At 59.6% G+C, this 23,021-nt stretch carries 18 protein-coding genes; 2 read left to right on the top strand and 16 right to left on the bottom strand.

All coding sequences use genetic code 11. The features are described 5' to 3' along the window. Positions 1–46: 46 nt before the first annotated feature. The 14 genes from PuT2_RS11590 to PuT2_RS11525 form a co-directional block, all read right to left on the bottom strand. On the bottom strand, positions 47–1,654 hold the full coding sequence (locus PuT2_RS11590; RefSeq protein WP_033972351.1) for a DNA cytosine methyltransferase: 1,608 nt from the start codon (positions 1,652–1,654) through the stop codon (positions 47–49). A gap of 519 nt (positions 1,655–2,173) precedes the next feature. Beyond that, on the bottom strand, positions 2,174–4,186 hold the full coding sequence (locus tag PuT2_RS11585; RefSeq protein WP_033972349.1) for a DNA topoisomerase III: 2,013 nt from the start codon (positions 4,184–4,186) through the stop codon (positions 2,174–2,176). 280 nt (positions 4,187–4,466) lie between these two features. After that, positions 4,467–4,907 carry a single-stranded DNA-binding protein gene (locus tag PuT2_RS11580; protein ID WP_024008204.1) on the bottom strand — a complete coding sequence of 147 codons (441 nt, stop codon included), beginning with the start codon at positions 4,905–4,907 and terminating at the stop codon, positions 4,467–4,469. Between the two features lie 72 nt (positions 4,908–4,979). Next, positions 4,980–5,507, bottom strand: coding sequence for a DUF3158 family protein (locus PuT2_RS11575; RefSeq protein ID WP_009459718.1), 528 nt, complete (start codon positions 5,505–5,507; stop codon positions 4,980–4,982). Next, positions 5,504–6,283: a PFL_4669 family integrating conjugative element protein gene (locus PuT2_RS11570; protein ID WP_033972347.1), complete on the bottom strand. Its 780-nt coding sequence runs from the start codon at positions 6,281–6,283 to the stop codon at positions 5,504–5,506. The genes PuT2_RS11575 and PuT2_RS11570 overlap by 4 nt, the downstream gene beginning before the upstream one ends. A gap of 318 nt (positions 6,284–6,601) precedes the next feature. Next, positions 6,602–7,828, bottom strand: coding sequence for an STY4528 family pathogenicity island replication protein (locus tag PuT2_RS11565; RefSeq protein WP_033972345.1), 1,227 nt, complete (start codon positions 7,826–7,828; stop codon positions 6,602–6,604). Between the two features lie 3 nt (positions 7,829–7,831). After that, complete coding sequence (locus PuT2_RS11560) at positions 7,832–8,392, bottom strand: DUF2857 domain-containing protein (protein ID WP_033972344.1); 561 nt, start codon at positions 8,390–8,392, stop codon at positions 7,832–7,834. 15 nt (positions 8,393–8,407) lie between these two features. Continuing rightward, the gene (locus PuT2_RS11555; protein WP_033972343.1) at positions 8,408–10,072 is read right to left on the bottom strand and encodes a ParB family protein; all 1,665 of its coding nucleotides are present in this window, start codon (positions 10,070–10,072) and stop codon (positions 8,408–8,410) included. After that, the gene (locus PuT2_RS11550) at positions 10,065–10,313 is read right to left on the bottom strand and encodes a hypothetical protein (RefSeq protein WP_019726333.1); all 249 of its coding nucleotides are present in this window, start codon (positions 10,311–10,313) and stop codon (positions 10,065–10,067) included. Before PuT2_RS11550 ends, PuT2_RS11555 begins: the two co-directional genes overlap by 8 nt. Further along, a complete protein-coding gene (locus PuT2_RS11545; RefSeq protein ID WP_033972342.1) occupies positions 10,297–11,172 on the bottom strand; it encodes a ParA family protein in 876 nt (291 codons plus the stop codon). The genes PuT2_RS11550 and PuT2_RS11545 overlap by 17 nt, the downstream gene beginning before the upstream one ends. 42 nt (positions 11,173–11,214) lie before the next feature. Next, on the bottom strand, positions 11,215–11,427 hold the full coding sequence (locus PuT2_RS11540) for an AlpA family transcriptional regulator (protein ID WP_009459729.1): 213 nt from the start codon (positions 11,425–11,427) through the stop codon (positions 11,215–11,217). Positions 11,428–11,545: 118 nt separating this feature from the next. Continuing rightward, a complete protein-coding gene (locus PuT2_RS11535; protein WP_033972340.1) occupies positions 11,546–12,298 on the bottom strand; it encodes a hypothetical protein in 753 nt (250 codons plus the stop codon). A gap of 757 nt (positions 12,299–13,055) precedes the next feature. Beyond that, positions 13,056–14,003: a 3'-5' exonuclease gene (locus tag PuT2_RS11530; RefSeq protein WP_093971210.1), complete on the bottom strand. Its 948-nt coding sequence runs from the start codon at positions 14,001–14,003 to the stop codon at positions 13,056–13,058. A gap of 18 nt (positions 14,004–14,021) precedes the next feature. Further along, entirely contained in the window at positions 14,022–15,821 is a 1,800-nt protein-coding gene (locus PuT2_RS11525; RefSeq protein ID WP_093971209.1) for a hypothetical protein, read from the bottom strand. A 121-nt stretch (positions 15,822–15,942) separates the two neighbouring features. On the opposite strand from PuT2_RS11525, the gene PuT2_RS11520 reads away from it, so the two are divergent. Both PuT2_RS11520 and PuT2_RS11515 read left to right on the top strand, forming a co-directional pair. Then, entirely contained in the window at positions 15,943–18,144 is a 2,202-nt protein-coding gene (locus PuT2_RS11520; RefSeq protein WP_143516159.1) for a DEAD/DEAH box helicase, read from the top strand. A gap of 17 nt (positions 18,145–18,161) precedes the next feature. Beyond that, positions 18,162–19,400: a hypothetical protein gene (locus tag PuT2_RS11515; protein WP_093971207.1), complete on the top strand. Its 1,239-nt coding sequence runs from the start codon at positions 18,162–18,164 to the stop codon at positions 19,398–19,400. A 96-nt stretch (positions 19,401–19,496) separates the two neighbouring features. Here the strand turns inward: PuT2_RS11515 and PuT2_RS11510 are convergent, their stop codons facing one another. Further along, positions 19,497–20,183, bottom strand: coding sequence for an EAL domain-containing protein (locus tag PuT2_RS11510; protein ID WP_093971206.1), 687 nt, complete (start codon positions 20,181–20,183; stop codon positions 19,497–19,499). 11 nt (positions 20,184–20,194) lie between these two features. After that, positions 20,195–23,014 carry a TraM recognition domain-containing protein gene (locus PuT2_RS11505; protein WP_093971205.1) on the bottom strand — a complete coding sequence of 940 codons (2,820 nt, stop codon included), beginning with the start codon at positions 23,012–23,014 and terminating at the stop codon, positions 20,195–20,197. Between the last annotated feature and the right edge of the window lie 7 nt (positions 23,015–23,021).

Here is a 23,021-nt window from a genome sequence, read left to right as displayed (position 1 = left end):
GGCAATGCAGGGGGAGAATGGCGCGGCCGGCAGGCTGCGTCGTCGATCAATCCGAAGCGGTCGAGTCCGTCTTGTGCAGGCACTGCACCAGCCGGTTGCCCAGCCAAGCCATGCACGGGACGGCCATGGAGTTGCCAATCGCCTTGTAGCGCGGAGCGTCTGCGGCAGGCTTGCCGCGATAGGGGATCAGCGTGTAGTCGTCGGGCATGCCCTGCAGCCGCTCGCACTCCATGGGCATCAGCCGCCGCACCCGCCATTGCGACCAGTCCGCTGCACCGGATTCATTCCAGTCGTAGCGGAAATGTGCCTCGAAGTCGGGGGCCAGGACATGGGGCTTGTCTGCGCCGCCGCCGCTGGTACGCAACGCCGCCGCAACGCTTCCGCCCAGTTCGGCGGCAAGACCCTGCGTCCGTCCCCGCAGGGCAACGCAGGCCACCATCGGCACACCGTAGCCCGGCTTGCCGTTGGACAGGACGGTGCAAGACACCTGTCCATGGCCCGACTCGAAGCGCACTTCGCCGCGGTTGTTCTGCGCGAAGGCGATGGCGGGCACGACGCCTGCGTTCGCATGGCTGTTGCGATGCCCGCCGGCACGCAGCGTCGGCGTCAGTTCGATCGTGGCGTCCGCGCCGCTGCCCTGGGCGGTGAAGGCGATGATCGGCACGCCCTTTCCCGTACCGTCCTCGCTGCTGCCCTTGCCGTTGTTGGCGGTGTCGAGGGTGTGGGCGATGCTGCCGGCGATGGACTGCACCATGAACGTCTCGGTGCGGATGTCGTGCTTGGGACCCGCGGCCATCAGGCATGCCGCAACATCGACGGGGCCAATGCCGCCGCTGAATCCGAACGTCGTCGTGACCTTGCCGTAGGGCTGGTTCAGTCCAGCGAATCCTGCGTATCCGCCTGCTGCTGCAGCACCCGGTCCAGCAGCGCGGGCAGCTTCTTGCCACGGCGCACGGCCCGCAGAAGAATCCCCGCGCAGGCCTGTGCGCTCAAAAAGTACTTCGGAGGGATCGAGGTCATCACCACCACATGCCACAAGAAACACGCGCTTGCGGCGTTGGGCGACACCGAAATATTGAGCGTCGAGCACGCGCCAGGCGATGCGGCGGCGGGGTCCAGACACACAACCAGCGTGCGCCCATTTTTCCCCTGGCGGCTGGAGCGCACGGCTTTCTCCGGCCAGTGCTCCCAGGAAATGCCCGAAGGCATTGCTGCGGTCGTTGAGGACGCCGGGGACGTTTTCCCAGACGAGCGTTGCCGGCGGGCGGCGGTCTTGGTGGCGGGTTTGGTCGATGGCATTTGCAAGCTCCACATAGGCAAGGGTCAAGGCGCCGCGCGGGTCGTTCAGCCCCTGGCGCGCGCCGGCAACGCTGAACGACTGGCACGGCGTGCCGCCGACCAGGATGTCGGGCGCCGGCACGGTGCCGGCGCGCACCTGACGGGCGATCGCGGTCATGTCGCCCAGGTTGGGCACATGGGGGTAACGGTGGGCGAGCACGGCGCTCGGGAACGGCTCGATCTCGGCGAACCACGCGGCTTTGAGGCCGAGGGGTTGCCATGCGAGGCTCACGGCCTCGATGCCGCTGCACACGCTGCCGTACAGCAGTGGCGCGGCCTGGGGTGCACCGCGAAGGGTGCAAGGTTGCGGGTTCATGTCGGGTCTCCTGTTCGTGTGGCCCGGGGCGGGCCGGGACGTTGATAGGCAGGAGAAAGGCGCCGAAGGCCCTGCGGCCTTCGGCTCGGGAGGACAGAACCACCCGTGGGCTGGTGCAGGCCCGGTCGTCGCTAGAACCGTCTGCTCATCAGCAATCACACCCGGCGCATGTCGTGGTTCGCGCCGGCATCGTCTGGCGCACATCCGCGCACAAAGGGAGCCCGTTTTTGCGCCGGCGGGCACCGGCACCGAATACCGCTGACCACGAAGGGTCTCCGGGTGGCTCGCGCAGCTTGGCAAGCCACCGGGGGACCCTTCGCAGAGGCGGGAGAAATGCAGATCAGCAGAACGCGCAGGAGGCGGTTCGCGGAGAAGCTACCTTCAGGTCCCGCGGCCGGGGATGACCAAGCGGGACGCGCACACGGACAAGAAGGCGTTGCGCGCTGGGCGTCCCGCAGGGCGTGCGGAACACAGGCCGCGCCGCCGATGGCGGGCACGGCTCACGGGGAACGGGGTCGGTCAGGAGCCTTTGCGGCCGCTGCGGCGCGGGCGCGAGGCACCACGCTTGGACGTGCCGGATTCGACCGGCAGCGTGCCTTTGCAGTCGGGGTAGCGACTGCACGACCAGAATGGGCCGCTCTTGCCGGTGCGCTGGCGCGTCGGTGCGCCGCACTGTGGGCAAGGCGGTCCGTGGGGAACCTTGATGGACAGGGACGTGCTGCCGTACTGCGCGATCAACTGTGAGATCCATGCAGCCTGCTTGCCGATGAATACGTCCAGCGTGAGCTGTCCAGCTTCGATCATGTCCAGCGCCTGTTCCCAGACGGCGGTTGTCCCTGGGTCGGCAATCGCTGTGGGCACCGCGTCGATCAGGGTGAAGGCCGCATCCGAGGCGCGGATGGCGCGGCCCTTCTTCATGAGGTAGCCCCGCGTCAGCAGGCCACTGATGATGTTGGCCCGCGTCGCTTCGGTGCCGATGCCGACCGTATCCTTGAGCTTCTGTTTCAGGCGCGGGTCCGAGACCAGTTTGGCGACGCCCTTCATGGACTTGACCAACTCGCCCTGCGTATAGGGCCGAGGGGGCAGCGTCTTGAGCGCCTTCAGATCGACGTCGGCCACCTGACATGCCAGGCCCTCGCGCAGCGCGGGCAGTACCTGGCTGCGCGCCGCAGGGTCGCCATCCTCCTCGGATTGCGGTTCGGCCAGCACCAGGCGCCACCCCTTGACGACGACCTGCTTGCCGGTGGCCGCCAGCGTCTGCTGGCCGCAGGAGAGGTTCGCCACAGTGCGGTCGAACTCGTGGTGAGGAAGGAATTGCGCCAGGTAATGCGCCCGGATCAGCCGATACACTGCCAGTTCCTTCTCACTCATGGTCGAGAGGTTCGCCGGTTCGAGCGTCGGGATGATGCCGTGGTGAGCAGACACCTTCGCGTCGTTCCAGGCGCGTGAGCGTTGAGTGCGGTCGAGCTGGTCCATGATCGGTCGCAGCAAGGGATCGGTCTTGACCAGGCTGTCGAGGACCGTTGGCACCTCGGCGAACATGCTTTCGGGCAGGTAGCCCGAATCGGAGCGCGGGTACGTCGTGGCCTTGTGCGTCTCGTATAGGGCCTGAGCAATGTCTAAGGTCTCCTGCACATCGAGCCCAAGCTGCCTGGAACACACCTCCTGCAAGGTCCCCAGGTCGAACGGCAGCGGCGGGCCTTCCCGCACGCGCTCGGTTTCGACCGCCACCACCTGGGCGCTGTCCGCGGCGCGGATCTGCTGCGCGGCGTGCTGCGCGATGGGCTGCTGCAGGCAGCGGCCGGCGTCGTCGGTGCATGCTTTCGGGGGAACCCACTGCGCGGTGAAAGCCTGGCTGCCAGCGGACAGGGACACGTCGATGGCCCAGTACGGCACGGACACGAAGGCTGCGATCTCGCGATCCCGGTCCACGACCAGTTTGAGCGTCGGGGTCTGGACGCGACCGACCGACAGCACGCCGTCGTAGCCGGCCTGCCGCCCCAGCACCGTGAACAACCGGCTGAGGTTCATGCCGACGAGCCAGTCCGCCCGAGAGCGCGCCAGCGCCGAGTAGTACATCGGCAAGGTCTCGGCCGATGGCCGGAGCTTGCCGAGTGCGGCGCGAATGGATGCGTCGTTGAGCGCCGACAGCCACAGCCGCTCGATGGGGCCGCGGTAGCCGCACAGGTCGATGATCTCGCGCGCGATCAACTCGCCCTCGCGGTCGGCATCGGTAGCGATGACAAGCTGGGTCGCCTTCGCCAGAAGCGCCTTGACGACCTTGAACTGCGTGGCGGTTTTCGGTTTGACCTCGACCCGCCAATGCTGGGGAATGATGGGCAACTGCTCGATGGACCAGCGCTTCAACTGCTCGTCGTAGGCTTCGGGCGCTGCGGCTTCCACGAGATGGCCGATGCACCAGGTGACGGTGACGCCGGAACCGTTGAGGCAGCCTTCACCGCGCTGCGTGGCACCGAGAATCCGGCCAATGTCTTTGCCCTGGGAGGGCTTCTCGCACAAGAACAGCCGCATGTCCGTCCATCCCGATTCCCGTTGTTCATGGAGTTGCTGGAATCGAGGATGCCGAGCGCCACCTGGGGCAGCAGCAAACAAGCCGCATGCAGCGGCGACCGCTTTCACGGAATGGAATGGCTTGGGCGGGGTGGCGCGTGGCCGCAGGTGTGCGGACCGGAAGCCGCGATTTGCGGGAGCGCGTGGAAGTCGGTGGACGTTGGTGGAGCTATCCCCTGGGGATAGCTCGCGAGCGCATGGAGGGCGGCGAAGCATTGCGGCCGCCGCCCTCCATGCCGGTTCACTTCCTGCGCTTCGCCTCCTTCGGCGCGGTCGATTCTTGAGCGGCCTGGGGCTTCGGTTCTGCCTCCTGCGGCTTCGGACTGAGGGCCACGGACTCGATGCGGTACGGCAGGATGCCGACGCTGCGCGCATTGATTTGCCAGGTTTCGCGCGGCTGATCCTCGTTGTCCGTCCAAGGTTCGCGCTCCATGCGGCCGACGACCAGCACGCGCATGCCTTTCTGGTACAGGTCCTTCCAGTGCTCGGCGTCGCGGTGCCAGATTTCCACCGGCGCCCAGAAGCCGCCCCGGTCCTCGAACGTGCCATCCTTCTTCGGCACAGGGTTGTCGAAATAGACGTTCAGGCGTAGCAGGCGGCTGGGTTCGTCGTTGCCGTTGGGGAATTCGCGGTACTCCGGTGGCGAACCGATGTTGCCTTCGCCGGAAAAATGCGTGCTCATGGTGTGATCTCCGTGGTGGTTGAAATACCCGTGCCTCGTCGGCGCCGGGAGCGTGCTGGATGCCCGGCGCAATCACCGATCGCGCATTGCGGCGGGAATGGGCGTGAGCCGGCGCAGGTAGGCGTCGTCCGCCTCGGCCGCCTTGCTGGCGCATTCCTGCGCCTGCCTGCCCAGGGTGTGCAGCAGGCTGATCTGCATGTTCAACGTGATGCGCTGCAGCTCGATCGCGTGCAGGTCGGCCAGCAGGTTGACGGGTGTGCTGCTGCTGGCGACCAGCTCCCGCCACAGCGCCACGCCCATGGCCGATCTGTCGTGTCTGCGCCAGCGCAAGAAGACGGTTCCTGCGCCAGTGGTCTGTTGGGCCAGTTCGATGGGCAGCAGGTGGAAGGGGTGCCCGCATGCCTGCTCCAGCACCTGTCGCTGTGCCAGGGCAATCAACTCGTCGCGCATGGCGAAGCACTGGCTGGCCCAGGCCTCGAAGTCCCCTTTACCCTTAAAAGGCTTTAAAAGGCCTTTTAGATAGGCCGCGTGTTCCAGCCGCATGAAGGCACCCTGTTGCAGGCCTCGGAAGTAGCGGGTCGGTGGGTTCGGATCGCTCATGCCGGCTCGTCCTCGCCGGCTGCGGCTTCGGGCGACTCTGCGGTGGTGGTTTCATCGCCGGGCAGTGATGCTTCGGCAGGACCGTCGCCGCGCTGCTGCAGGCCACGGCGCACGATGGGCGGCGCAAACTTCGACCGGCGCGTGCCTTCCAGCACGTCCTGCGGCAGTTCGCCATACTTCTCCAGCGCTGCCCGCGCTGCGGCATTCTTCGACGCGAAGTCATCGCGTGTGCAGCCCGAATAGCGATACTGCTGGGCCAGCGAGAACAGGCTGCGCAGTGAATGTGCGCCCTCGTTGAGCCAGCGTTCCAAGGTGATGCGGTCAATGAGCGCGGTGTGATGGGCGAGGATCAGCTTGCGGGCGATGTCGTCGTAGTCGGCCAGGAGATAGACCGCGGCAAAGCCGAGCTGCGCGTTGACGAAGAGCGGGAGCTTGACCGGCTGCACGTTCAGGTTTTCGCCCAGGCTGAGCGCCGGCGGCACACTCGCCAGCGCCTGGTCCACCTGCTCGCGCAGCGATTGCAGCGTGACCTTGGTGTGGTCGAGCTTGTCCTCGATGCGCAGCATCCACCAGTCCGAGTACGGATCGTCCTGCTCCGAGCCCCGCCGCATCTTGTTCATCTGGGCGATATAGCCATTCAGGCCGACGATGCCCGGTCGCCCCTCGGCGGCGGCGCGACCATGCCAGATGCGGGAAGCGTGATGGGTGTGCAGGGTCAGCGACATCGCACTGCGCAGGGAGCCGAGATTCAGTTGCAGAGGTTCATTGGTTGCCATGGTGTCCGCTCGTTGTTGGAAAAGGAGCGGCCAGCTTCGACAGGAAGCGGAAGGCAGTCAGTCAAGAATCCGAATCCCGGCGGGCCCCGGTTTAGGGCGTGGCGGTTGCATGCGGCGCGAGCTATCCCCAGGGGATAGCTCCATGGAGCGCCAACGAACGCTGCACGCCGGGATCAGGGGGGGCAACGCCGATGCTGCGGCAGATGGTCGATCCCAGGCCTGCGACAGCTTGGCGTTGTGCCCAGCAGCGGAACTATCCCCAGGGGATAGCTCTACTGGCGGCCATGGGCATCTAGTTTCACCGCCTTGCATGCCGACTCACTTGCTGGCGAGCAGATTGCGTAGCCGCTCGATGTGCTGCTTGGCGACTTCTGGCGGCACTGGCTTACCCTGCGGCTGAGGTGGCGGTGCTGGTGGTGGTCGCTCGTTTGGCGGGACGGATGCCGATGGCGCGTCTTTCTTGGCCCAGGCATTGAACTCGCCATGGATGGCGCGCTGAATGATGCCGAACAGATACCCCGCAGGATTGCGGATGCCATGACTGCTGCATCGTGTGGCCCATTCGTCCAGCACGGCCTGTCTCAGCGCGGCATCAACCTGCTGCAATGCCACCCTGGCACCTGTCTGCTGCTCTGCCTTCAGTTCCGTGAAGCGCTTGGGCCATTGCAGATCGCCCAGCGCGCGCGCCTGCGCGGTAGTACGTACTTCATTAATACGACTACTACGTACTATACGGGCCATCTTCGGATTCCGAAGAGAGGCGTTTAGCACGGGTTTCGCCCCTGCTTCGGATTCCGAAGATGGGTCATCCGCATTCCGAAGAAGGCTCGATGCTCCTTCTTCGGAATCGTGGGCGGCGTCCTCCTGTGGATAACTTGCGGCGGCCGTGATGCCTTGGCTGGCGAGGCGTTCTGCCAGAACCTGCAGCCGCGACGGCAATGTGCGCCCGGAGAGCAGCGGATCTTCCGCGATCTCCTTAAGGGTGTTCAGGCCGACCATCTGGACGGCCTTGGCCGAATGGCCGAGGGACTGGCTGACCAGTGCCAGGTAGTCGGCGTCGAGCTGCATGGCCTCGAAGGGCGTCAGCGGTTCATCGTGCAGAACGTAGAGGTTGCCGAGGATGCGGCCGGTCTTGGGGTCACGCCGTCGCCGCACCAGGCTCAACCATCGGGTGAGGCGCAACAGCGTCAACGCTCGGGCCACGGTTTCATGCGAGGCCTGCCCGGCGCATGGCATCGATGCCAGCCAGGGTCGAAGCTGCTCATACGTCGGGAAGGCTGTCACGCCATCGTCGTTGAGCATCAGCCGGAACACCTGCCAGGCGTTGCGCTCCAGCGGCGTCAGGCGACGGTCGAGGAACAGTCGCCGCGGCACGGTCTCATGCCGGTTGCCGCTGAAGAGGAAGGCATCGCCGGACGTGGCGGGCGTCGGCGCAGGCATAGGTGCTGGCGCACTGGGCTTGGGCACGAGGTCTTTCAAGGCGGCGTCGAACAGGTCCGCGAGTGCGACGGGGCCACGGCGTGGTGCGGTGTCGTCCACGGCCATGGCTCAACCCAATCCTTGATCGACCCAGCTCTTGATCGAGGCCCAGACCACCGACAGAGGCAGCGACATGGCTTCGGCCAAGTCCATGGCGGCGTCGAGAATGGAGGTTTCGTCTTCGAGATCGACATTCCTGCTGCCGGTCACGGCCTTCCATTGCCGCCACAGATCCGTGTCCTGTTTCTCGTCCAGCACGGGGTGGCGGCCCTTGCGCTTGGGCAGGCCGAGGATTTCGCGGCGAAGCGCCACCTCCTGGTGGGTCAGGCCATAGAACCGACTGACCATCTCGGTGCTCGCACCCAGCCTGAGCATGCGATCGACCGTGGCGATTTCCTTCTCCACGTCCTGCGCCTGCTTGAGTAGTCGCCGGAGCACTTCGCGGTTCACCGTCACCGAGCACCAGGAGACGTTGGCGTTGGCGAGCACGCTGATCAGCGCGGGATGCTTGAGGGCGTCCAGTTCTTCCTCACCAAACCCCATCAGTTTGCACCGGCGCAGTTGCCCATTGCGCAGGTCATAGAGGGCCTGGGCGATGACGGCCTGGTTGAGTGGGTGTGGTGCGGACATGCTGGCCTCCCTCGCTCACGTTCCAAGGTCCGCAGCGCCGGCTTCAAGATCGAGCAGGCGCCGGGCCAGCCGCAGCAGCCGGAACAGCTTGACCAGCGCGGTGTCGCTCAATCGCTGGGCCGCATCACCCTGGCCGTGCAGCAACGCCGGCAGGTCGATGACGATTTGCCCGTCGTGCAGACCGACGTCGGCGGGCCGCTGACCGGCCAGGCACGCCAACAATGCGAGGACGGAACGGCCCAGCGGCGCCGGACTTTGGGTGCGGGCCCGGCAGGCGAAACCGATACCCTCTGCACGGTCATCAATGCACTCGTCCAGGTCTGCCTCGCTCGCGATTTCGCGGGCGAACTGTGCGATGTGGATGCGCAAGCGCTCGGCAGTATCCAAGCCGGGATCGATGTACCAGACATCGGAGATCGGATAGAGCCCGCCAGCCTGCACGGGGATGGACTGCAAGACGCTCGCCGAGAAGTCGGGAGGCAGCGCATCGCCCAACTGATCGGCGACCATGCGCTGGATGGACTGGAGCCGTTCGGTCGTCGGTGCTGGCGAGACGATGTGTTCCCGAAGCAGATCGCTCCCCGCCGCAGGGCTGGCCGGACCCGCCTGACTGGTATCCGTGTCGCTCTCGCGCGTCGAAGGCGTTGCCGCAGGTTGGCCTGCAGGCGGCGCTGCCGATGCAGCCCCTGCGGTGGGTGGCGCGGTGTTGGCAGGTGGGCGCGCGATGGTTTCCGACTCAGGCTCCGGCAACGCAGGCGGCGTCGAGGGCGGCGTTGGGTCGCTGATCAAGGCGCGCTGCCGGCTCTCGGATTCGGTCATGTCCAGGGCGAGCACGTCGTAATTGACACCCAGCAACTCGGCCATCTGGCCGATCAGCTCGTCCTGTACGCGCTGCGCGGAGAACTCGTCGGCCTGGACGTCGAATTGCGACAGCGCTTCCTGGAAAAATTCGTGGAAGTCCTGAACCAGGGAGCGGCCCTTGGCGTAGCGCTCCCACGCGAGCATGCAGGCTTTGCGCATGACCGACAGGCGTTCGACCTGATGGCGACCGAGGCCGCCATAGAGCACGGTGGGGATCGCGGGCAGGAGATACTGCACCGCGTCGTTCATGCGGCTGATGTGCGACTGTTGTACCGGGAAGCCATCGGCAGCGAGGCGGCGGGCCAGCTCGGACTGGCTCAAGGTAGTGCCACTTTCTTGCTCGTAGAACTCGCGTGCCTTCTCGACGCCGAGGGCGCGCTCGATGAACGTGAGGCCCCCGCGTAATTCGTTCTCGGCCAGGTGGCCGGTCAGCATGACGACTTCGCCGCGGCTGGGCCACGGACGGAACAGGCACGATATACGGAAAAACCGCTCGTCCTTGGTCTCTGACCATAGTTCGCGCAGGATCGCCAGCCGCGTATTTCCGCCGTTGCGGATGATGTAGTGATCCTCACCTGGTCGGCGAGTGATGGCCGGCGCCGCGTCCAGACCTCGCTCGCGGATGGACGCCTTGATTTCCTCGTAGGCCGGGTTGCGTTTTTTCCTGGGATCGTGGTCGTAGGGGCGCAACTGATCTAGGGTCACGACCATGGGTGTGTCGGCGATCGGGTCGCTCAAGGTCGAGGCTGACGGGCCGCTGCGCTCGAACCCGGCCGCGAGCAGCTTGCCAGCCATCTGCTGGGAGGTGACCTCAGCCATGGCCGCCTCCCTGCGCTTGGTATCGGGCCTCGCGCTCGGCGCGGCGGATTTGCGCACGGGCATTCAGGGTCGCCCGGTGGTCGCTGGCCGTCGAGCTGGTGTAGATCGCGGCGCAGCCAGGCTTGGTGAACTTGAGGTGGCCGCCAGGCGTGCGTTTGACGTGCCAACCTTCGCCAACCGCGAACTCGATCAGGGCGCGAAGCCGCTTGTGGCCTCGGGCAAGCTCATGTGCGTTCGCCATGGGACCTCCCGGCATCAAGAGGGTGTGGCGGACGGCCGGACACCATGGCAAATCGGTGCCGCCATTGCGGAAATAGTTCGTCTGCGAGGCCGCGCATGGTGTCGAGCGCGGCGGGGGCGACTCTGCTCGGCGGCTGGCGGTATTCGACCCGATGCACTGGCAATCCGCGCGTAGCTGCACGCGGATACGCCTCGATGGCCGGCACGTCGGTGGCCAGCACGCGGATGCCGGCATGGTCCTGGAAAAGATCGCGCAGGGCCTGCTGGATCAGCCGTGCATTGGCTGACACAGGGTGGACGCGATTGATGAGCAGATGCAGAGGTGGAGGCTCGATGCCCAGGTGCCGGTAGGGCGCAATGTCTTCGAGCAACTGCATGGTGCCGCGCCGCAGCTCGCGCGCCGCGAGGATTTCCGGGGTCACGGGCGACAGCGCGAGGTTGGAGGCGAGTACCGCCATCTCCAGCAGCACCGATCGCGCGCCTTGGGTGTCGATCAGTACCAGGTCATAGAGAGGCGCCAGGACCGGCAAGAGATGGCGCAACCGCAGGCGCCCATCCGGCGCGTGCAGCAGCAAGGTGTTCAGCTCGCCTCGGTGGTCGTTGGAGAGCACCAAGTCCAGGCCCGCGACGATCGTGCGGGACACAAGCAACCCGAGGTCGCGCTCGTTGAAGGCCAGCAACTCGTAGATGCCACCAGGTGCGCGGTGGCCTAGCTCGTAGTACGAGGACAAGGTGGGCTGCACGTCGAGGTCGAGCAGTAGCACACGCAGCCCCGCGTCGGCGGCAAGCCCGCCGAGGTTCGCGGCCGTGGTGGTCTTGCCGACGCCACCTTTTGTTGAAATGATGGATACGACCTGCATGGCGTTCTCCGTGTGAGGATGGGAAGTCCGCTGGAGAACGGGTCAGGCCCGGTTGTTGACGCGCTCGGCGATCCACTGATCGATCTCGATGGAGTCCCAGCCGACCGCGCGCACGCCCAGGCGCAGCGCCTTCGGGAACAGGCCTTTGCGCATCAGGTTGTAGATGTGGGCGCGTTTGAAACCCGACTTGGTTTCGACTTCATCAAGCCGCAGGATGCGGCGCTCGCTTGCGGGCAGTGCAGGTGTTTGCGACATGGCGGTCACTCCTGAACGCTCAGTGGCGTTTGTTGGCGTGACCTCCATTCAATAGACATGGATGGGAAAAGACATTGCAAATGCAATCTCCGCGATTGCACATACAAGATGGAAAACCTCAGACTGTCGCGCTACGCAGCCGGCGTCTGGCCGTGGCGAACTTGCCGTTTAGCGTCCGCTCCGCGATCCCCATTGCGCCGCTGTGATGGGCGACCAATGCACTAACCACCGCCTCCTGAGTCTTGAAGCTGGAGTACGGCACGCCCGAAGGCGACTGGCCGAGCATCAGGTCCAGCATGCTGCCGATAATGTTCAGGTAGGTGGCTTCGGCGCGATCACTGATCAGGCACTGTGCGCCAGCAGAGGGCGCCATCTGCTTGAGAAGCGCCCCGTGCTTTTCCTGCAACTCATGCAGTTGGCGTTTGTACTGGTCCAAGGTGGACTTCAGGGCCAGGCGCTCGACTAGCATCGCCTGCCCAGTTTCCAGCGAGATGAAGGGATGGGCGATGCGCTCGCTTCGGGAGAAGAGGAAGCCCGGTCGTTGCTCGGGATAGTGTTGTCGCATCCAGCGCTTCAGATCGACGTGACGCACCGTCAGATCAGGGGAGTCGATCAGCGTGGAATCGCGCGTCGTGATGCCGTTCTGCCCGAAGGGCAGTTCTCCATTGAGGATGCCGTCGAAGATACGTTCGGTGCAAAGCCTCAGCTCGGCACAACGTGGGCAGTCCAACGACTGCGGCAGGCGCCTTGGCGACGAAATCGAAGCCAGGATCACCTGCTCGTATCGCAGCAGCCCGGCCCAGCGGATGGACGCTTCGATCGGGCGATAGAACACCTTTGATGTTGGTGCATCATTCTTGTTCTCGTGCATGCTCCGTCTCCTTCCAGGAGAAGAACTACATGACCGACTCCTTTGTCACCGACCTCATGGTCGGCCTGTCGTCTGTGCAGGAAGTGGGCACCTAAGGCCGCTTCGTCATGTGGTTTGAATACTTCTCACCAGTTCGCGCAACTGGTAGTCGTCGTGTGCTCGATGTGCAAAAATTCATCGATTAGAAGGTCGAGCATCGGGACGTAGGCTCGACAGTGACGCTCACGCTATCAGGGTCGTGAGAAGTTACGGTTTCTGCAAAACCGTCTAGGTATGACCTGATATGCCAGCGGTCTCAGGAGGCGTGAGGGGGCCGCAATCGTCGTCGAATGTCCAGCCGGACGCAGCAAACCCGCATCTGTCATGCTTGCCCCGTCATCCTGATATATCGACAAAGAATCGTGTGCGGAAACGCGGTGGCCAGCGTGCGCGTTCTTTCAAAGGAGCTTGAGCAGAAGGTCGCCTGTGAGTTGTGGTGCAGGCGTTCCCAGGTGGAATCCGACCTGTGCCATCACCAGAACCATCTGCCTGATCGTCTTCGCGATGATGGATGCGGGGCAGACAACCGGGCGTGGATGATGAGTTCGAGGCAGTCGCCTACGACGATGTACCGATCGTGGGTCTGGTGTACTGAGTGCAGCTCTTTGGACGTCTGTGGAACTCTTTGGACGAATTTGTTGCCGAGGACGAAAAACAAGGCTACAATTGAGGTCTTCGCTGGCCAGCCCAACGAAGAAAGTGTTTGGGAAACAACGACTTACTGTCCTAGTACACGTCTCGTTTCCCCCTTCTTATTGATTCGTGCTTTGAGCGAAGCGGCTCGCGATCCGTACACTTTCTCGTGCAGAAAAATGAAATCGCGACAGCCTTCTTCCGACTGCCTGTCAATCACCTTGGCCCAGGCTTTAATGTTGGGAAATTGTGTGCCGTCACTCCAACGAAAACCGTGTGCAGAAAGCAGATCCTTAGCTTCATAGGGCGCTCCAACAGCAAAAACCTGAACGAGGCGCTCAGTCGTTCCGGCAAGCAACTGGGGCAGAATGGCTTGCTGTGTTGCTGACGTAACTTGATGCACAACCCGAGCAAGGGCGTCGCAGTCGGTAAGAGCCCGGTGCGCGTCGTAAAAGAATGGATTTTCAGGGCAGAATGCAGCCAGTACGGCAAGCGCTCGGGACGGTGTCGTGAAAAGCGTGCTCCAATCGATATCCTGTAACGAACACGCCCAGGGTTTGTTCGCTAGTTCTCCCAAAAAATCACACGTCTTTTCAACAAACGGCCGATCAAAAGTTGCGTTATGACTAATGACCATGTCGCACGCCTTGAACGCAGCGATAATGGGGTCAGGACTTAGTGCGTGACCACGAATATCCTCCCTTGTAATGCCTGTGACCTGTGTAATGATCGGAGAAAGCTCAACGCCTTCGGGAAGATCCAGCAGCTGATTGAACTGTAAACTTGGGCTAAACAGTTCGCCCGTTTGTTCACAGAACGGATACACCGATCCAGCGATCTCAATGAGCTGATCGCTTTTATGGTCCATTCCCGATGTTTCAGTATCCAAAATGAGTACATGTTTGAGTGGGCGCCCGGGGTTTTGGGTCAGCGGCTTGAGCAGATCCAAATGGGTAAGCACCTTGAAGCCTGAAGACTGGTTGTTCAAGATTTTCAGGGCATGCTCGATTTCAGGGGAATGAGGTTGGTTCATGGCGTAAGGTTCTCTGGGTTAAGCCCGCATTGCGACGGTGCGTGTGGTATCGGCATGCAGAGAATGCTCGTGCTCCCGCGCGTCATTGCCCTGCAGCTCCTGTTCCAGGCGGCGAGTGGCTGCTTTTAGTGTTGCCTGATCAAGGGCGTGGCCAAATTTCTGAAATGCGGAGTTAACAACATTCTGTTCGATCTCATTCTTGGTTTCCTTGACAATGAGTCTGCGCATCCAATGTGCCAGAGAATGGAACGCCTTTTCGACCCGTACAAAAACACGACCTACGGTGCGATCAATGCCTGTCTGGCCAACGGGTTCGTTTTGCTTGGGGTCGACGGCGAGTTTGCCCTGACGCCAAAGCGCAAAACCAAACGCTGCCGCTTCGGCTGGGTCATCGCATTGTGCAACCGCGTTGGGATTAGCATTATCGGCAACCATGGCCTGGCGCACGGCTGTGTTCAAACGACGGCCGGGGCTAAATGCCTCGTGAATGGTAGCTACATCCATCGGATCTACAAGGGCGGATTCAGCAAGATGCCAAAGCTCATGATCCAGCGAGGACAGCATATCGCGGCCCTGCAAGGATATATTTAAGACGTTGCCCATAAACGAGCCACTAGCCGGAACTTGCTCTGTATCGTTAAGAATATGCGAGACTAGTCGTAGCTCAAAAACGCCGGAGAACATTTCCTTGGCACCAAGAAATGCGTCTTGAAAGGCTTTGGTGGTGTGCTTTAACAGGTGGCGCTGATCCATCAAGCGAGCCGTGGCCGTAGTGGGCGTGTAATCGACTTGTGTATCGACATCCAGGCTGTAGAGCGCCGCCGGCTGAATCATTTTCTCCCGAACGGATTGGGTGATCTCGATACCAGGCACAGCGTACTTACGGTCATTTCCTTTGACCAATGGCAGCTCCAGCATTTTCACCTTCTGATCAGTGCCTTTGAGGAATTTGTTCATGACTTTAGGCAAAATCACAGTGTAAAAGTCATTCAAGCCGTCATTGCCGCCAATTCGAGTGCCGTTGCGAAGCTCGGCAGTGATCCAGGCAAAGTGTTGCGTATGGGGATCCATCGCTGCGCGCTGCAGTTGGCGTTTCAGGATCAAACCAGCCCAGGCTTCGGTATTGGAAATGAACGGCGCATGCGGATAATTCTCATTATTCTCAAAGCGCCGATAACGTTGAGCCCAGTCTGACTGGAGTTCGTCCACAAAGAACACCCCCTGGCGATAACTTGTTCGAGTATGTGCCAGCAGGTTGCGTATCTTTTGTGTTGGGTCTTCGGGATCCGCGACATCGGAGTAATGGTGCGACTGAAAGTCAGTGGCAAAGCTAAGCCGACTCATTAACATCTTGCGTTGAGCGTCAAGCTCGTACACCCGCTCCGGATTTGTCGCCAACGCATCCAGGTCAAAGTTCAGTTCCTCGAGCTCGAAGCGAATTTGACTCAGTTGGTAGTTGATATAGTCCCGCTCTGACTCTAGAACGTAAATGGTTTCCAGGTACCTGTCGTAACCAGGCAGGGCGTAGAGGGACCACTGATTTTTAGGAAGTACGGTCTCGCGAATTGAGACTCTGTGCGAGTCAAAGGCATTGAGCACGTCATCCTTGGTTAGACTGAGCGAGCCAGGATGGGTAGCCAGAGCCTCTAGTATCTTGGAGTCGTTAATCTCAAGCTCTTTTACCCCTTTCTGTTTTAGCGCCTGAATAAAGTTAATCCATTGGGCGGCTTGTGCCTTATTCTGTGCCTTTTCCAGGTGGGTTCTCAAGGGGCTGAAGAACCATTCATGAAGGTAAGTGGAGGCCGGGCGAGTGCTCATTGGCATTCCTTGAAAATAATTGATGCTGTTTCATTGCTTCATATAGTCACGATTGAGATAATAATAGCCAATTAATAGAGCGTCCAGAAAACCAGCTCGAGTATCTTAAAAGGCCGACCCATTGTCACGCTTGCACGACGAAGCTCTTCGTGATGTTCCCGCCACGTTTGGCCGCACGGTTCAGCGACTGAAACTTGCCTCAGCGCTGCACGGTCTGCTGTGCGTGCCTTCGTCGTACATGGATTGTTCGGTTGTGTACGACGATTTGTTGGCCGCCTGTGATCAACAGGGTTTCGTGTGCCTAAAGATCCGCTTGGCTGGGGACCCAAACAATCCGGAGCAGGTGGATTTGCGCGGATACGGATCCAGCTGGAAGGAGCCGCTTAAGCATCCCTGGCAAAGAAGATGTCTGCGCCAGAAGTTACGAGTCATAGACAGGAACGGGAACAGCGGACAACTGGCCCTGTTTGGAACGCCGTGGGCCTGGAAAGATGCGGTCCCAGACACAACGATGTATGTATATGCGCAAGTAACACAATGGAACCAGGAGATCAGCATTGGCAAGGCCGTGTTCCTGGATAAAGCACAGGCCGGGCGCGTGGCCCCCGTCTATACCGGCATCCCTGGGCAAGTCTCAGGGGCCTCCGTTCGCCAGTTAGTCGATTTCCTTTTTGAGCCGGAACATTTGGAGCTCGCTTTGCAGGCTTCCAGCGAGCTGATTGAGCAAGAGTGCGCCATGGATGACGGACAAATCATGGCGTTGGTCGATTGTGCAAACCCTGATCGGCTGCCTCTAAAAGATCTGTGCCAACGTGGGCAACTACGTCTTGACGATGTGCTGTACCAACTGCATCGGCCAGATACGGTAGCCCATGGGTTAGCCGCGCGGTACTGTGCAAATCGAATCTGTGCCTTGGCACTGCAAGTGCAGGCAATGATTCAAAACGAGAGGCCTGAGCACCCATTGAGTGCGATAGCCGAGCCGGCACAAATGCGTGAGTTAACGTTGCGTGCCCTCGCACGTATTGAGCAATCCTCTGGTTTTGCGTGTACCGCTAATCAGCGTGATGTCGCCCTTAATGTGGCGAACGACTTATGCGGACCCACGCCGCTTTGCGGCCTGCTGTCAGGAGAAGTTGGCGCAGGCAAGACCGTGGCGTACCTGGCGCCGGCGGTTGCCGCCCACTGGGCTGGAGCAAAGGTTGTTGTCACCGCACCCACCTTACTACTGGCTGATCAAATCGCAGGGGAGTTGATCACGATGTTCGGTCAATCCGTTCAGATTCAGCGTGTGGAGGAGGGGGGCAAGATTCATAACGACCAAGCCATTTTAGTAGGCACTGAGTCGTTAGGATCCATCTGTGCTCGACAGAACTACCAGGCCAACGTGGTGATCTTTGATGAGCAACATAAGATGCACACGGGGTTGAAGAATCAGTTGATAGGACCGTTTACGCATCGCCTGGAAGTCTCCGCAACACCCATTGGGCGCTCATTGGCACTATCAATGTATGCGGGTATGCGCACCTATACCTTGAATCAGCAGCCTGTGGCCAAATCGATAAGTACCATGCTGGTAGACACAAGTGACCGGCGTGCCACAGTGGCCGCCATTGCGCGGGCAATCGCAAACGGGAAACGCGCAGCGGTCATTCTGCCCCGTGTGCAGTTGCAACAGAACAGCGGGCTGTCCGAGGCGTCCGGGAGAAGCGCTGGCGCTGAAGAACCAACCCAGACAGTAGCGAATGCTATGCGAACGTTCGAACTGTTTGACGCAGCTTTTCCCGGCAAGGTGGGGTTATTGCATGGTTCTTTAGATAACCCGACCAAGCGTAAGGTGTTGGATCTTTTCAGGAAGAACGTCACGCCCATTCTCATTTCAACCACAGTTATGGAAACAGGAATTAGCGTTCCGGACATTTCAGTGATCGTAATCCGCAACCCCGAGCGCTTTGGCGCGTTTCAACTACATCAGTTGCGGGGCAGGTTGGCGCGTCAGGGAGGGCAAGCCGATTGTTTCCTGTTTGCCGATGATCTCAAGTCGCTGTCCGAGGACACTCTTACCCGTTTGCGTAGCGTAGAGAGCACCAACGATGGTTATGAGCTCGCTGTTTTGGACATGATCAACCGCGGCGCCGGCGAGCTCTCGGGCAGGGATCAAAGTGGCGCAACAACCACAGTATTCAAACTCATTAACTGGTCAATGACGGACTGGCTTCTCGATGAGAACGCCCGATTTGATCTGAGCCTTACCCACAGCGACGAAGTACACCCACAACCCGAAGCACGCACACGTAACGCAGGACAGGTCGCGTTGTTTTAGACATAAGGACATTTACTATGAGCACTCAGGAAGCCACAACCCATCAATCAGAACCCAAATTCGAACGCACTCAGTTAAGTCAAGCTATTGGTAGCCAAGGCAAGGAGCCCGAAACTGTGACTCAAGTGCAGCAGGCACTCAAGGAACAGACTCAATTGCTTCAGGAACAGCAGGCCGCCGGGGTGAACTCTCAACAAACACGCAGTCGGATCGAGGGACTGATCGAAGGTATCCGCGCTTTGGTCTTTCGCCTGGTCAATGCTGTCCGGCGCCTGTTCTCACTTCCGCCGCTGGGCCAAACCGATGTTGCACCGAATCAGGAGCAGCCTCAGTTCTCTTTTGACGCAAATCAGGGCGGGGCAGCAGCAACAGAGGGCAATGTTCAGTCGCAAGCTGATGGTGACCTCGATTCGGATAAAGACGTTGGGGGCTACCATCCTGACGGAGCAGGGCAATTTAGCTTTGCTGGCTCAGGCGATCTTAAACATACTGATTCTGACTCACCGGACCTCGCTCAACAGGAATATTCCCTGTTTACTGGTAATTCACCCATAGCGAGCACACTGTTCAAGAAAGGCGATGGTAGCTTTGGGATGAAGAGCGCGTACGTTGGAGAGCTCAACGCAGATGCTAAACAGGTGATGAAACAATCCTTGGAGCGTTTGGATGCCACACTGAACAAAGTGTTGGCAGATCCAAAGGTCGCCATGTCGTCTGAGCCGGCCGCCAAAATGATCAATGATCTGGATATGGCGGCCATTCATTGCTCTATGCAACAATGCGAAAAAGCCTTGGTGACGGATCTGGTCAACCGCCTACAGCCGCCCAATCAAGAGAAAGAAATAGACCCAGGCCCTATCGGCAAGCGCATATTGAAAACGGCCGTAGAGGCAATTGTCACCGGCTTGCCCTTGGCTGCGGAGGAGACCATTAAATGCACCTTGAATGATCAGAACATGCAGGAGCGTGTGCGTGAGTATTTACGCGAGAATCGCCCGTTGATCGAAGAATACCTGGTGAGTCGTTCAACCGTCAGCGCACTACATCAATTTGCGCCGCAACTGCAAAAGGTACCCGAAACCGACACACAACTTGAACAGAAAGCACAGCAAGCGCTTGTGCGACAAGAGCAGATCCGCACCGATATTCTCCCCGATGGCAAGGTTAGCGCCGAGGATTTAATAGCCTTAGAAGAAAGTGCTGATCTTGACTTGGATGAGAATGGCTTGATTCGTGCCTCACGACCAGCCATTTGAGTCATCATCGCGCTCCGAAAGACGCTCAAGAACGTTGATCATTAACTCTCTGGCCTCCCGCGAGGTTGGGTTGCTAGTCGGTTCTAGCTTGCAATTCTAACCCCGGCTAAAGGCTCCGGAATGGATCCTGTTGAGCCAGAGGAACAAAGGGGATGGTTCGGAGAATAAGAACCCCTGTTGGCGATTCAGACCCATGGCGCGACATCGATCCGATAGTAACTCAGACTCCACCCGCTCGACGATCGTGAAGGTAGCGTTGCTCTGACAGATAAACATTGCAACCAGGTGCGATATTTTGGTGATGTACCGGGCGTCAAACTTACAAAAGTTCCATGGGTAGTCCAGCAATCGATCCAAGCTCGAGTTTTCATCGCCAAAATCATCGATTGCAAGTTCAATTCCAGGAAGATCGCGTAGCTGTTTCCAGCGCAGTCGCAAAAGAAGAGGGTCAATGGTTTCCGATATCTCCAGTACCAAGGGGATTTTGAGTTGGTCCAGCAGTACATGAACGGCTTCATTCCAGCGAGAGAATGATTCGGCGTTGGCCAGGCTGGCGGCAGAAACGTTCAAGAAAAGACGAGGTACGGTCTCGTTCAAGTGCTCGGCGTAAGGCACGAGCAACTTAAGCATCTGGTGATCTATTTCAGCCCATTGGTGCTGGCGTACTAGACCGTAAGGACTTAGTAGCCCTGATGGATTCTGAAAGCGACACAGCACTTCGATACCGCAAAGCGTGGTTCGCTCCAGACAAAGTATGGACTGAACCACCGGCACGATCACCATGTCAGACTCCTTTAGATGTCCAGCTCGTTGTGAAAGAATCGTTCGATCGCTGCGTCACTAATATCGCCCTTGCCGATGGTGTCTGGCGTGGTTTGGGCTGCAACAACCTTTTGCATGGCATGAGCCGATTGCGTCGGATTAGGGCTGCCGAGCGCTTCTTCGAGTTCACGCAGACTGTGCATTGCCTCGCCCGTAATACCCACCACGGAGTCATCGGCAGAACGGGGCTGATCGGCCAGGCGATGCGCGTTACTTAATGACTCATTGATCCAGGCTGCAGAAGGCAGGGTGGTTTGGTTTGCGAAAATTCGATCCAACGTCGATGCCTCATCGGGTTTATCGAAAGCGGGGCCCGCATCAATTTCACTGGGCAGGTCGGCCAGATCCGGCTCGTTCGAGCCATAACCAAAGAGCAATGCCGAGCGCTCATCCTGTGTAGAGTCAGGCAACGTGGGAGGCAGATCAGGTTGCTCAGCGGCGGTACCGTGGGAGGGGGACACTGGCGTCAGTCCGCTTATGTTGTTTTGATCCACTTGCGCTGGCCCTAGGACATGTGCGCTTGGCTTGCGAATCAGGGCAATGGGATCAGGCAGGCCGTGTTCGTCAAGCGCATCAATCAGGTTGTGCTCGAGTTGCGCGCTCAGAAGGGCGCCGGCATGCGTCGCTTGAGTAATGCCGTTGCCCTCGGAGGGCAGGACTGCTTCGCTGGGAGCGTCTTTCTGTTCACGCAGGAGTTCTCGTTTGAGGGCCTCGTAGATCAAGATGCCCTTGGCGAGGTTGGATTCGTTCGGATAGAGCTCGTCAATGACGTAACTGATTTGTCCTATCTTTTGCAGAATAGGCGTGTTGCCAGTCGTTCCAATGGTTCGTCGATACGTAAGCAGGTCAAGCAAACGCGCTTGACGCGAGGTTTTTTGTTGTTGTTCGGACGGTTTCAATTGCGTGCAATAAAGATTGTCTTGAAAGACCTCCTCGGCAGGGGGGTGAACTTGTAAGAAGCGATTGACGTGGAATTGCTGATTTTTGAGTGACGCTATCCAATCGCCGACGTACAGCGTGTCGATGCGCGTGGAATGACCCATGGTGTTGATTACACCTTGGCCCGCCTTGAGTGCGTTCATCTCTTTGTAGGTGACCATATCCACCTCTTGAACACGTAACTCATCGCGTCGTTTGTAGCTTGAGCCCACTCCTCGGTCATAGGTGTCGTAGGTTGCAACATGCTGCTTACCAATAGTTTTATTGGCCAGTTCCCAAGTCTTATTGGAATCGTCGATTTTTAAGAACAGTTTATTGACGGCGTTGCCGAGCATCGCTCCGGTCTCGGCTGCCCGATCCCCCTTGGTGAGCATTTCCAAGTCCTGTGAGCAGGCCAGCATACTCATCCCCAAGCTGCGAGCCTGTGCAAAAATTACGGCCAGGCCTTCGGTGAAGTAGTATGCGAGCTCATCCAGCGCCACTAAATACGGGTAGTTGGCATTGGTGGCTTTTGATTCAATCAGATCGGCGTAGGAACCTTCGAGTTCAGAACCCAGATTTTTACCCATCATTACGCGCAAGCACGAGATGGTGAGCTTGCCGAGGTTCTCGGCTTCTTGGGAGGATTTTTCCAGGCTCGGAATCAGCAAGAACAAGATGCGATCATGCAGCGCGACGTCCACCATGTCGATCTCGCTGAACATGTTGCCAAAGATGTGTCCGTAAGTGCCGCCCAGAAGGTTCAGCACAGGCATAAGTTGACCGACGCGATAGCCGTGCTGCTCGCTGGGCGCATCAGTTTGTTCGTTGCTTTGCTGACTTTGGCCCGGACGCCCGCGAGTCTGTCCAAACGCACTAGCTGGGGCATCAATCCGCGAGTGTTTACGCAGAAGTTTCTCTACCGAATAGCCGGGCAGACCTACTTCCAGGTAATTTTTGACCCCCATAAAGCCCGGTGGCCAAGCACCGCCACTTTCTTTGGCGCTATCCCAGCCTTCAAGATAAAGCTCTTCAATTTTTGGCAATGCTAGGTAATCAATCAAGACTCCAACGGAGATCACCATGCCTTGGGTGTCGCGTTTGTAGCAAACGGCATCGATCACTGCACGAAACACGGCAAGGGCTTTCTCTTGCCACTGTTTACCCTCGCCTTCAGCTTTGGGCAACAGGTTCGCACCCATCTGTTTGATGGTGTCGGCTTCAGCGTCGTAGAAAGGGTTCAAGCCATTGGTGCGCCGGCGCCGTGATTTGGAAACTTCCTGGGGTGTTTTGCCACTCAAAAGGAAGTTCAGGTAGAGGATGCTATTGTCGCGGCCGAACGCACGGATCATGGCATAGCCGTCTGTTGGCAGTTTGTTATCGGCCTTACCGTCGGCCATAAAGAACCCGGCGCCCCAACACAGCGCGTTAAAGAAGATTCCCTTGAGCGTTTCGGATTTTCCAGATCCGGTTGCACCAATAATAAGCCAGTGCTTGCGCAAGTCGTCATTGGACAGGAAACATTGCTTAAAACGCTCAGCGGGGGATTTTGAGCGTGTTTGCCCAAGAAGCAAGATGCCATCGGCAGGTTTGCCCTCCGCATCCTTGCCGTCGTAGACAGGGTAGCGGTAAGGCAAAACATTTTTGAGGGCCATGACAAAAAAATGAACGCCAATCAGAGCAAGTAGACTCAATGGCAGTAGGGCCGGAAACGTAATGGTTAGTGCCAGAGCCGGAACGCTGACGAACAGGAAATTGAATGGTTCAGCCAACCATTCTTGCATCTTGGTCGACAACGGGCGCACATCGCCAATACGACGCCTGTTCGATACGTTATGGTGTTCTTCGATGGGTGTGTCGCGATTCTGGGCCATGGCGCTA

Source organism: Pusillimonas sp. T2 (assembly GCF_002236805.1).
Taxonomy (GTDB): domain Bacteria; phylum Pseudomonadota; class Gammaproteobacteria; order Burkholderiales; family Burkholderiaceae_B; genus Neopusillimonas.
This window is presented reverse-complemented; position numbering and strand designations above follow the sequence as displayed.